The organism is Aerococcus sp. NPDC058936 (assembly GCF_042741995.1).
Taxonomy (GTDB): domain Bacteria; phylum Bacillota; class Bacilli; order Lactobacillales; family Aerococcaceae; genus Aerococcus.
Genome location: NZ_JBHYKZ010000002.1, coordinates 92,569 through 105,460 on the forward strand (window position 1 = coordinate 92,569; position 12,892 = coordinate 105,460).

General features: G+C 39.1%; 10 protein-coding genes. All 10 read right to left on the minus strand.

What is annotated here, in order from left to right:
- Positions 1-138: 138 nt before the first annotated feature.
- Complete coding sequence (locus ACFW0C_RS01875; protein WP_003143365.1) at positions 139-492, minus strand: phage holin family protein; 354 nt, start codon at positions 490-492, stop codon at positions 139-141.
- Positions 493-494: 2 nt separating this feature from the next.
- Positions 495-827: a PspC domain-containing protein gene (locus tag ACFW0C_RS01880; RefSeq protein WP_378104875.1), complete on the minus strand. Its 333-nt coding sequence runs from the start codon at positions 825-827 to the stop codon at positions 495-497.
- A 19-nt stretch (positions 828-846) separates the two neighbouring features.
- Positions 847-1,035, minus strand: coding sequence for a PspC domain-containing protein (locus tag ACFW0C_RS01885; protein ID WP_378104877.1), 189 nt, complete (start codon positions 1,033-1,035; stop codon positions 847-849).
- Positions 1,036-1,037: 2 nt separating this feature from the next.
- Positions 1,038-2,501 (minus strand): DUF4097 family beta strand repeat-containing protein, encoded by a 1,464-nt coding sequence (locus tag ACFW0C_RS01890; protein WP_378104879.1) that lies wholly within the window; start codon positions 2,499-2,501, stop codon positions 1,038-1,040.
- 111 nt (positions 2,502-2,612) lie between these two features.
- Positions 2,613-5,798 (minus strand): AAA family ATPase, encoded by a 3,186-nt coding sequence (locus ACFW0C_RS01895; RefSeq protein ID WP_378104881.1) that lies wholly within the window; start codon positions 5,796-5,798, stop codon positions 2,613-2,615.
- Positions 5,798-6,952, minus strand: a complete 1,155-nt coding sequence (locus ACFW0C_RS01900; RefSeq protein ID WP_378104882.1) for an exonuclease SbcCD subunit D — start codon at positions 6,950-6,952, stop codon at positions 5,798-5,800. The genes ACFW0C_RS01895 and ACFW0C_RS01900 overlap by 1 nt, the downstream gene beginning before the upstream one ends.
- A gap of 103 nt (positions 6,953-7,055) precedes the next feature.
- Positions 7,056-9,875, minus strand: coding sequence for an excinuclease ABC subunit UvrA (gene uvrA, locus ACFW0C_RS01905; protein WP_378104884.1), 2,820 nt, complete (start codon positions 9,873-9,875; stop codon positions 7,056-7,058).
- 336 nt (positions 9,876-10,211) lie between these two features.
- On the minus strand, positions 10,212-10,979 hold the full coding sequence (gene pstB, locus ACFW0C_RS01910) for a phosphate ABC transporter ATP-binding protein PstB (RefSeq protein ID WP_290490642.1): 768 nt from the start codon (positions 10,977-10,979) through the stop codon (positions 10,212-10,214).
- Between the two features lie 32 nt (positions 10,980-11,011).
- Positions 11,012-11,827 carry a phosphate ABC transporter permease PstA gene (gene pstA, locus ACFW0C_RS01915; protein WP_290490609.1) on the minus strand — a complete coding sequence of 272 codons (816 nt, stop codon included), beginning with the start codon at positions 11,825-11,827 and terminating at the stop codon, positions 11,012-11,014.
- Positions 11,827-12,702, minus strand: coding sequence for a phosphate ABC transporter permease subunit PstC (pstC, locus tag ACFW0C_RS01920; RefSeq protein ID WP_378104887.1), 876 nt, complete (start codon positions 12,700-12,702; stop codon positions 11,827-11,829). Before pstC ends, pstA begins: the two co-directional genes overlap by 1 nt.
- Between the last annotated feature and the right edge of the window lie 190 nt (positions 12,703-12,892).

Genomic DNA, 12,892 nt, shown 5'->3' on the forward strand with positions numbered 1-12,892 from the left:
ACAGTTGGTTAAGCTGTAATTTGTGAAAAAGAAAAATCCGCCCGTCAATCTGGCATTCAGATCAACAAGCGGATTAGGATTTAAAATATAGATTTGACTGCGTCGGCTCTAGCACCCTTGTCGGGTTCGCGCTCTTCATTATTTCCCGGCTTCGGTAAATTTCTCAAAAAACCAATGGTACATTGAGAACAAGAAGGCTGCGGCCATTGCGTAAAAGAAGTTTGCGAATACGAAGGATGTTGGGAAGAACAATCCTACGATAATAAACATAAAGCCATTTACGACTAATCTAAACAAGCCGAATGTTAGGATATTTAAAGGTAACGCCAACAAGTTTACGATAGGACGGATAATTGAGTTCACAATACTCAATACGATAGCTACTAAGATTGCTGACCAAAAGTCTGCCACATATACATTAGGGGCAAGAATCCATGAAATAGCCATCAAGCCCAAAGCATCAATCAGTGTTGCTAAAATAAAACGTCTCATAATTAAAAATCACGCCAACTTTCTTCCTCATCAGGATTATCTTTTGAATCTTTATAATAACCAGATTCATTATAGTCGTCCTGATCTTCACCATCAAATGATTTAGTTTGACGGTATTCGCCACGGTCATCACTATCTACACGTGTACGCCCTTCATCCCTAGGCAAAATCAATGCCAACAATAGATAGATCAGTATCCCAGCTCCGCCAGAAAGTGTGACGAAGACAAAGATTACACGGACAATCGTCGGATCAATTTCAAAGTATTCGGCGATTCCAGCACAAACACCATCTAATTTTACGTCATTACGTGATTTTGTTAATTTCTTAGCCATTCTATTCACTCCTACCTTCTTAGTGGCTTCTATTTGGCAATACAAATATTAAAATAATGTAGATTAGCCAAACTGGAAACTGTGTCAAACTTAATAATACTGCGATGATACGGACTAAATTCCCAGAAATACCGAAGTATTCACCAATACCACCACATACCCCAAATAAGTATCTATCTTTTCTTGACTTCATTAATCTCCCTGACATAATTAAACCTCTCCTCTACGTATATCAGCATCATCTTTCACGCGAATATTACCACGCATTGTCTTCAATTTCACTCGATAAGCCTTTTCTTCAGCTACATCATAGTAAAATGCTTTTTGTTTGTTAAATTGATCGTTGACTTGTGATTGACTCTTAATTAAATCTGATCGGAACATAATTTCACCTTGGTTGGTGTGGGCTAACCCATCAACTGCTGTACCTGCTGGCATATTCAATTTAATATCGCCATTTTTTGTTTCTACTTGAGCACGAACTAACGGTTTTGCGTTCATCGTAATCACGATGTCCCCATTTAAGGTTTCCATCAATACATTTTCTACGTGACCTTTTAATCGTTGGCTACCATTCAATGATTTCACCACTAAATCTAAAGCTTCCACATCGTTTAAGGTTAATTGACCATTTTTCGTATCCACTTCAATCATTGAAGCTGTAAAGTCTTCGACATTAATCGCGCCGTCAACTGTTTGAATATAGATATCATTCGTATCCATATGTTCAACCGTTACAGGGCCAGAAATTGTTCTCGCTTTAATAAAGTCTAGGCGGTTTTTTGGCACTTGTATCACAATATCTGTCTTGATGAAACGTGAAATCATATTCAAGTTTAAGGCCCCGTCAACAAATTCTAGGTTTGCTCTTTTTTCAAAAGCAGTTTGCGCATCTTCTTCCTCGAAATCGCCGTATAACTTACCAACGACTGTTAATTTCGTAGTTGGTTGGTCCCAAGAGGTTAACTCGATCTGACCAGCCGCGATTTGAATATCCACCATTGATAATGGTTCAGTGTATTCATAGGTTGCTTCAAAATCATGGGTAATCAATTTAGGCATTGGAATTGATCCGCTACCTTTTTCAAATTTCACTGTTTTTGATACCTTATCTTGCACTTGGTCTAAAACTGACCGTGTTTTAGTGAAGAAGTCGCCAACGATATTTTTGTAGTCGTATGCATTTGCTTCAGCTTCTTCCTCAGTCGATTCGCTTTCGTCAACTTTTGAATCTGCTTGTGCCGTCGCTCTGGATGGCCTTGGATTTGCCGCATCGATTTGAATAATATCTTCTTTCAATTGATGGATTTGCTCCGTCAATTGGTTGATTTCTTCAGTCAAACGGTCAATTTCAATATGGGTCACTTCAGATTTTTCTTCTTGGTTAACCAAATTTTGACGCTCAGTCAACTTGCTTGCAAGTGACGCTTCCAAGTCTTTTTGAATAGCCACTTTTTGTGTACGGCCAGTAATATCATCTTGATTTACCGCTTGATCATTTTCCCAATCAGCATAAAAGTCATCTAAGATATCTTTCTCTTCCTCAACTTGCGTTTGTGTTGTAGGGTTTGATTCAGCTTGTTTCGCTCTATTTTCTAATAAGATAATCGCTTCTTCGTTTGTTAAAATGCCTTCTTTAACTAAGTTTAAAATACGTTCTTTATGATTCGCCATTGTGACAACCTCCTAGTTGTTTAGCTTTCCTTTGTTATCTATATTCTGCCAACTTTGGAGGTAAATGTCATAGGTCTATGGACCTAATTTCACAATTGTTTGATTTTAGCCCTATTGAACCCCTGTAAAAAAAGCTTTGGACCCGTCGTTGCTGGCGGACACTTGTAAGTGGACTGAAATTTGTTGTTTCAATTCAGCTACGTGAGAAATAATCCCAACAATACGGCCGCTCGCTTGTTGCAAATCAGTCAAGGTTTCAATCGCTTGTTGTAAGGATTCTTGGTCTAAGGTACCAAAACCTTCGTCAATAAAGAGCGTGCCAATTTCAATACCACCAGCATCGTTTTGAATCACATCAGACAGACCAAGGGCCAAGGCTAAGGAAGCTTTAAAACCTTCTCCACCAGATAGGGATTGGACCGACCGCTCCCCACCAGCTTGGTAGTCAAAGACAGCCAGGTCAAGTCCTTTAGCCCCTGCACCAGACTGACCTTCGACAATCCGTCTAAATTCATACCGCATTTGAGTCATGGCCATCAAACGTTCGTTTGCATATTGAAGGATTTCATCAAAATACAAACCTAAAATATAACGCTCAAAAGAAATATAGCCATACGCCTTCTCTTTCCCGTTGGCTACCTTATTTAATAGAGATAGTTCCCCAAAGTGACGACCTTTCTCTTGGTAAGCTGCAAAACTATCCTTAAATAAGTAAATTGCATGGTCTAATTGGGCTTTGACCGAAATAATTTGATCTTTTGCGTCTTTCAATTTATTTAATTTAAGGCGTTCTTGCTCAATATCCATCTGATAAGTATCCACTTTTTTATCCAAACCAGCTGCTGCAATTTGATTTTGGTTTGCTGTCTTATTTTCTTTAAAGGCATAAACCTCATTGTCAAATCGCTGAATTTCACTTTCAATACCCTGCCAATCTTCTTGGTTTTCATGGATTTGACGGATATCTTCCTGACTTTCTTGACGGTCGGCCATCGCCTCATCCAAAGCAGTTTGATCAGCTTTTAATTCTACTTGCCCTTGCTTAATTTGATCTTTATATCCTGCAATCTGTGTGGTTAGCTGGGCAACTTCTTGATGGTACTTATCTAATTGAGACTGCAACTCTTGGTCTTTAGCTGTAATTTCTGCTAAGGTCTTGTTTTTCGCTTGGTATTCAGCTGTGACAACAGCTTTAGAATCCCCCACCAATCGCCCTTTTAATTGGTCAATCTCAGTGCGTAACTCTTCTACCGCACTTTGATTAGATTCTGATTGTCCTTTAAGGGTAGACGCCTCGATTTGCTTATTATTTAAAGCTTTCTTGGCATCATCCACTTGCTTACTAGTCTCATTAATTTGCTTGTCCAAGTCTTGTTTGGTTTGGCTTAACTTGTCTAAATGTGCTTTGACTTGTTGAATATCTGCTGCTTCTTTATCGAGTTGGGTCTGCCATGTAGCAAGTTTTTCTTCATTACTTGTCGTCTCTGCCGCTAATCCTTTAATATTTTGGTCTGAAACCATTTGGTCAAAAGTCTCTTGAATAGCAGATAGACGCTCTGCTTTACTTGAATATTGCTGGAAAGCTGCTTGAGTAGCGTCCACCCCTGCCTCGACCATTTCTTTGGTCACTGCCCCCTCTTGCTGCACTGCGGGTGCTGGATGATGAATAGAACCACAAACTAAACAAGGTTGTCCTTCAACCAATTGGCTAGCTAATTCGCCCGCTAAGTTTTGGCTATAAGCCAATTCCAAACGGTTTCGGTCGTCTACTTTTGCTTGATAGTTTTTTTGGTTTGCTTGAACTTGAGTAGAGAGGTCTGCAATCTCTTGGTTGGTTTTAACCATGTCTTGATAACTTTTCACTAACAAGTTATATTGATAGCTTTTATTATCCATTGAGGCTTGTTGCTGGCTAACATCCCCTACTTGGTCTAATTCTGCTTGTAGTTTTTTCAGTGATATTTCCCCAGCTTCTATCACTTTTTCCTGGTCTTGAATCTGGCTGGTTAATTTTTTTGCCTGTTCAGTCAAACTTTGGCCATGAGCCACTTGCTTTATGAGTCTACCTTCTTGCATTAAATAGTTATCCCATTTATTTTCTTGGATAGCCAGCTCTTGCAATTCTGCCCGCAGACTATCTACTTGGTCAATCCGGTCTTGCCAGTCAACTTGTTCAGCTTTGATAGTTTGTAAACGACCATCTGCTTCTTGTAATAAGTTCGTTTTCTCATTCATCAAGACCTGTAATTGCTCTTGTCTATCCGTCAACTTTTCAATCTGTTGGATTAACCGATAAGCGTCTTGAGTGGTTCGATATTGGTTTAACTCCTGACGTTTACCAACAATTGCTGCCTCTCGTTCTTTAATAGAAGCTTCTTGTTGAGCCAATTCATCTTGTCTAGTGAGCAATTGTATGTACCCTTCTAGCTTTTGAATCCTAGCTTCTGCTGCTGTGATTTCTTGGCTTAATTGTGCAGTCTCTTGATTCATTTCACTAGATTTATGCCCTGCCCATTCAGACAGCGCCTGATAGTCTTCTTGGTCCACCCAATTTTGAACGCGGTCTTTTTCTGTTAGGGCATTTTCAGAAACCCCGGTTTGATTTTCACTTTGATTACCATCTTGTTCTTTCGCTTGCTCAGTCTTATTATGCACAAAGGTAACGAATGATTGGCTGTGTTGGTCTACTTGTTTCTTCAAGGTGCCCACTTCTTGGTTGGCCTGTTTAAACCGTTCGGCTATGGCTTGTTGGAACCGGTCTAAATAATCAGTGTGGAATATGGTCCGTAAAATGGCTTCCTTTTCGCCCGAACTAGCTTCCAAGAGTTTTTTAAACTCACCTTGTGGCAACATGACAATTTGTCTAAATTGATCTGCTGACAAACCAAGAACTTCAACTAACTTATTATCCACTTCTTGGGTTTTACTTAGGGAGAAATCTTCCCCTTCTAAGGTTACTTCCGCATTTTGCTCTCGAATTAAGCCCCTTTTAGTCGGCCGTTTTTGCTTGGGAATCCGTTTCACCGTATAGGTTTTCCCGTGTATCATAAAGGTTAGCTGTACATAAGCAATACTTTCTTCTTCAGCTAACTGCGACTTTAATTCATTAATATCACGCGATGAACCAGAAGTCTTTCCGTATAAGGCGTAAACAATGGCATCAAAAATGGTCGTTTTACCAGCACCAGTAGACCCTGAAATCAAGAATAAGTTCTGGTCGCCTAAGTCTGTAAAGTCTAGGCTCGTTTTTTCTTTATAGGGTCCAAAAGCCTGCAATTCAAGTTTAATAGGTCTCACTATACCTTATCCTCCTTTAGGGTTGATTGGAAAATATCACGGACAATTTCCGCTTGGAAGGCTGATAATTCTTGGTCCGTATTATTTTGATAAAACTGGGCAAATTGGTCCCATACAGGTGTTGCTTGCACTTCGTGACGTTTGGTTTTCAAGTCTTGTCGCTGTTTATTTTCTAAAGCTACATACTCTAAGCTCATGGCATTTGGGTACCGTTTCTTCAAGCGATTCATAGCTTCATGCTGAGCGTATGCATCCGTTAGTTCAAAGAAAATATAGTCATCTGATTGCCCTTGTAACAATTCTTCAAATTGGCCACGGATAACCCGCATATCCTTATCAGGTTTTAATTCATGCTTCACAACATCTATGGTGTCTGCTTTTTTATCTAAGTCAATCTCTAAAAAGCCCTTATGATGATGGACTTCTGACTTAGAAAACTTCAATGGTGAACCTGAATAGCGAATTCGCGGACTACCTACTTGTTGCGGTCCGTGTAAATGACCAAGCGCCACATAATCAAAACCATCAAAGACAGTATGAGGGACATATTCACTGGTTCCAATGGATAAGGGACGTTCTGAATCGGATTTTTCTAAGTCTTCCCCTGGCCCTTCAATGGACCCGGCTGTTACATAACCATGGTAAAGGAGGATGTTGACTCGACTAGGATCCCACTTGTCCTTAATTCGACCTACCTGTACCTTAGTTGCATCCTCAATACTATGGATAGTTTCTTCAGGATATAGGTGTTTAACCGTTAGATGATCGCTAAATGGTAATAGATACACATCTGCGTCCCCAACTTCAACCTTCTGAATCTCGGTGCTAGAGACACCAACCATGTGTAAGCCTTGTCCTGATAGTAAACCTGCAACATAACCTACACGTTCACCTGAATCATGGTTTCCAGCAATAATACAAATGGGACAAGCAAGTTCTTGTGACATTTTCGTTAACGTTTCATTGACTAACTGAACCGTTTCACCACTAGGTAAAGTCCGGTCATATAAATCGCCTGCCATAATCACCAAATCAGGCTTTAAAGCGACGGTTTGCGCTAGCCAGTCATCTAATATGGCCTGTTGGTCTTCTATTAGAGAGTGGTTATTGACCACTTTTCCAATATGCCAATCCGCTGTATGTACAATTTTCACTACTATCCCACTTCCTTCTCATAATCTTTCATTTTAAAGAAAAACACTATGCTTCAAGATGAATGTAATATTTATCGTCAACATAGTGTTTTTCTACTTTATTCTATTTTTTCAATAATGGTTTTAAGTATTTACCTGTGTATGAGCCTTTCACTTTAGCAACCTCTTCAGGTGTACCAGTAGCAACGATCGTACCACCTTGAGCACCACCTTCAGGGCCAATATCCACAATATAGTCTGCTGTTTTAATCACATCTAAATTATGCTCAATCACGACAATGGTGTTACCAGCATCTACTAGACGTTGTAAAACGCCAATTAATCGCTTGATATCTTCAGTATGTAGACCCGTAGTTGGCTCATCTAAAACATATAAGGTGTTACCAGTTGCTACACGTTGTAACTCAGAGGCCAATTTCATTCGTTGCGCTTCCCCACCTGATAGGGTTGGCGCTGGTTGACCTAATGTCACATAGCCAAGACCTACATCGACGATGGCTTGTAATTTACGTCGAATTTTTGGTACTGCCGCAAAGAATTCTAAAGCTTCTTCAATACGCATATCTAAAACTTCCGCGATATTTTTACCTTTATATTTTACTTGTAAAGTTTCTGAATTATAACGGGTACCATGACAAACTTCACATGGTACATATACATCAGGTAAGAAATGCATTTCTACCTTCAAAATCCCGTCACCCTTACATGCTTCACAACGGCCCCCTTTAACATTAAATGAAAAACGTCCTTTACCGTATCCACGTAGTTTGGCTTCATTAGTTTGCGCAAAAAGATCACGAATATCATCAAATACAGAAGTATATGTTGCTGGGTTAGATCGTGGCGTACGACCAATCGGGCTTTGATCAATATCAATAACCTTATCTAACGATTCAAAACCTGAAATTTCATCTACTTTTCCATAAGGCATCTTTGCTCTATTTAGTTCACGTATCAGATACTTTTTCATGACCTCATTAACTAATGAAGACTTACCCGATCCTGAAACTCCTGATATAACGTTCAAACGACCAATTGGGATATCCACATCTACATTTTTAAGGTTGTTTTCACTAGCGCCCTTAATATGAATGGCCCCTCTATCCTCTTTACGTCTTTTTTCTGGTAAGTCAATTTTACGGGCACCTTTTAGGTATTGCCCTGTGATAGAGTCTTCATTTTTTGCCACTTCATCCGGTGTACCTGCAGCCACGACTTCGCCACCATATTGACCAGCACCAGGTCCCATATCAATTAGATAATCTGCTTCACGCATAGTTTCTTCATCATGTTCAACGACAATCAAGGTGTTCCCTAAATCACGCATGCGTTTCAATGATTTTATCAGACGGTCATTGTCTCTTTGATGTAATCCAATTGAAGGTTCATCCAAGACATACATGATGCCAGAAAGGTTTGATCCAATTTGAGTAGCTAGACGAATACGCTGCGCTTCCCCACCTGACAACGTACCTGCAGAACGGTCTAAAGTTAGGTAGTTTAAGCCCACTTCTTCTAGGAAGTTTAACCGTGATGCAATTTCACGCATAATCGGTTGAGCAATTGTCGTATTTTGTTCAGATAAATCTAACCTCTCGAAGAATTCAATGGTATCCACAATCGCTTTATGGGTTACTTCAGCAATATCTTGTCCACCAATTTTAACTGATAAGGCTTGACGATTTAACCGTTTACCGTGACATACAGGACACTCTAATTCAGTCATATATTGACCCATAGCTTCCCGCATAGCCTTAGATTGACTAGATTGATGACGGCGACGTACATTAGGAATTACACCCTCAAATACCCGCATTTTATCTTGGACAGATCCGAACTCATTTTGATAATAGAAATGGAATTCTTCTTCGCCAGACCCATATAAAATTAGGTCTTGTTGTTCTTGTGTAAGTTCTTTAAAAGGTACATCCATTGGTATCTTGAAGGCAGTAGCTGCTTGTGCCAACATGGTTGGGTAGAAAGCAGAACCTTTTGAATCCCAAGGAACAATTGCCCCTTCTTTTAATGTTTTATTTTTATCTGGCACAATTAAATTAGGATCAGCTTCAATTTTTGAGCCTAAACCAGTGCACTCCTCACAAGCCCCATAAGGCGCATTAAATGAGAATAGACGGGGTTCTAACTCCCCTACTGTAAATCCACAGTGGGGACATGAATAATGCTCTGAAAAGAGAATTTCGTCCCCATCTATTAAATCACACACTGCATACCCATCGGCCAATCTCAAGGCTGCTTCTAAAGAGTCTGCTAGACGCCCTCTAATATCTTCTTTAATCACCAAACGGTCGATCACAATGTCGATTTGGTGTTTTTTATTTTTTTCTAATTCAGGTACATCATCAATGTCATAGATTTCACCATCAATACGCACACGAACATACCCCTGTTTACGGATACCGTCAATGATCTTTTTATGTTGACCTTTTTTACCATATACAACTGGAGATAGAATTTGCACTTTAGTTCGTTCAGGTAAACTTAAAATCCGGTCTAACATTTGGTCTAATGATTCACTTGTAATTTCTGTCCCATCATTTGGACAGATGGGTTGACCAACACGGGCATATAATAAACGAAGATAGTCATTCACTTCAGTAATAGTCCCTACTGTTGAACGTGGGTTTCTTGAAGTAGTCTTTTGGTCAATTGAGATGGCTGGACTTAAACCTTCAATAGAATCTACATCTGGCTTTTCTGTATTACCTAAGAATTGACGCGCAAAGGCCGATAGACTTTCCACATATCGTCTTTGACCTTCTGCATATAAGGTATCAAAGGCTAAAGTACTTTTCCCGGATCCTGATAAACCAGTTACAACGACCATTTGATCGCGGGGAATATCAATATCAATATTTTTTAGATTATGGGAACGAGCGCCCCTTACTTTAATTAAATCTCTCAATCATGCCACTCCTTATTGTTATACCTCATTACTAAACCTCAATTGATGTTCAGCAAATAATAATTATACCTTATCACTTATATCTTCTCATCTATTATGACATAGTTCGCATTTGTTGCGAATAATTTGACTTAAATACGCTTCTATTTTAACACAAACGTATGTTCGTTGTACAATATTCACCCTAAGATATCGACAAAAATATCCTGTTTGTAGAGGACCAAGCCGCTAAGAAACGTCCCTACCCTCCACTAGCTATTTGATTTGTGCATAAAGAAAAGCCACCGACAAATAAATGCCGATGGCTTGAAAAGGTTATTTTGTTTGGGGTTTGGATTAACCAAAACGTCCAGCAACGTAGTCTGCTGTTTGTGTGTTTGTTGGGTTGTTGAAGATTTGGTCAGTTTCACCAAATTCAATGATATGTGATCTACCTGGGCCAGTTTCTGGGTCAGCGTAGAAGAAGCCTGTGTAATCAGATACACGCGCAGCTTGTTGCATGTTGTGCGTTACGATCGCGATTGTATAGTCATCACGTAATTGTTGTACTAACTCTTCAACTTTTAAAGTAGAGATTGGGTCCAAGGCTGAAGTTGGCTCATCCATTAACAATACGTCAGGTTTAACTGCTAAGGCACGTGCGATACATACACGTTGTTGTTGCCCACCAGAAATAGACATACCATTTTTGTTTAAGTCATCTTTCACTTCGTCCCAAATCGCTGCACCACGTAATGATGTTTCAACGATTTCGTCTAATTCATTTTTGTCACGGACACCGTGTGTACGCGGACCATAAGCGACGTTGTCATAGATTGACATTGGGAATGGATTCGGTTGTTGGAAAACCATACCAACATTTTTACGTAACATGTTTAAGTTCATGTCACGATCGAAGATGCTTTTACCGTCTAAAGTAATTTTACCTTCGATACGACAACCTTCAACTAGATCATTCATACGATTTAATGTTTTCAAGAAAGTAGATTTACCTGATCCAGAAGGACCAATTAATGCTGTTACTTGTTTTTCGTAAATTGGCATGTTGATACCTTCTAAGGCTTTAAAGTTACCGTAGTAAAGGTCCATGTTTTCTGCTTGCATTTTAATTTTAAGATTGTTGTTTTCAACCATGATTAATTTTGTCCTCCTTTTGTAAATCGTTGTGATAACCATGTAGATAAGCCGTTGACCACTAATACAACTAACAATAGTATTACACCAGTAGCATTCGCTTGATCACGGTGTAAACCTTCACTTGATAATACATACATATGTAATGCTAATGTACGACCAGATGAGAAGATTGAATTAGGGAGTGATGTGGATGTACCTAATGTATACATCAAGGCTGCTGTCTCACCAACGATACGTCCGATAGCAAGGATGATACCTGACAAGATACCAGGCATAGCGATTGGTAATACGATTCTAAAGATAGTACGTAATTTACCAGCACCTAAACCGAAACTTGCTTGTCGTAGATTGTCTTTAACCGACATTAAGGCTTCTTCAGTATTACGGATAATCAATGGTAATACCATAATTGCCGTTGTAAGAATACCTGAAATTAATGAATATTGGAATCCTGCTGCGGATACAAAGGCTAGCATACCAAACAAACCGAATACGATTGATGGAACCCCTGTTAAGGTATCAGTTGCAATACGGATACCTTCAACCCATTTGTTATTTTTGCCAGCATACTCTACTAGGTAGAAACCAGCAAATACACCTAATGGAATAGCAAGAAGTAATGAACCGCCAATTACATAGATTGTTGTGATAATTGAAGGCATCATTGAAACGTTATCTGTTGAGTACTTCCATGAGAATAAGTCAGCTGTTAAGTGAGGGACACCTGAAACTAATACGTAACCGATAATCCATACTAAGGCCGCAAATGTAACTGCAGCAAAGAAATATGTGAATCCACGTAATACTTTAGACATTAGTTGTTTACCCCCGTTCTCTTAACATACGCGAAGATACCATTGATAATCAAAATAATTACAAATAACACCGCACCTGTTGCAACTAAGGCACTTTGGTGAGATCCAGTTGCATAAGCCATCTCTAAGATGATATTAGCGGTCATTGTACGCGCACCTTGGAATAAGCCGCGTGGGAAAATTGCTTGGTTCCCAGCAACCATGATAACTGCCATTGTTTCACCAACAGCTCGCCCAATACCTAATATGATAGAAGAGAAAATCCCTGATCTAGCAGCCGGCATCATGATAACATAAGACGTTCTATCATGATCAGCGCCTAATCCAACTGACGCATTATAGTAAGTTTTTGGCACTGCACGTAACGAAGATTCAGACATGGTAATAATAGTAGGTAAAATCATAATTGCTAAAACAATACCCGCTGTCATGATACTCATACCATTTGATGCAATTCCTAAAGATCTTGAAAAAGTTCGAACTCCCGGAACCAATACTTGTAAACCAAAATAACCAAATACAATAGAAGGAATACCAGACATTAAGTTCATCGCTGGTTTCAAAATTTTATGTAATTTGGGAGGGCAATAAAATGCCATAAACATCGCAGTAAATACACCTGTTGGTACGCCCAACACGAATGCGATTAAGGTTACGTATAGTGAACCTACTAACATTGGTGCTAACCCAAAAATTTCTTGAGATGGTTGCCATTTGCTACCAAATAAGAATTGACCAAAGCCATAATCGGCCATAAAAGGTAATCCTCTTGCAAATATAAAGTAACAAATTGCTAACAAGGCAAGAATTGAAGTGAAAGCAGCTAACATGAAAACGTACTTCATTACCGTTTCCAACATATTATTTTGTTTCATATGTTCTCCTTATTAAATTCAAATTCACTATAAAAATGTGTCCAAGGGAAATTATAACTTATCTATCCGGTTTTAAAAACCCATAAATTCACAATTGGTTAGTCGACCTTTGAATAATTCAAAATACCCTCAAAATATAAAAGGAGTTGCTACTATATAGGAGTAGCAACTCTAATAAGATAAACCCTTA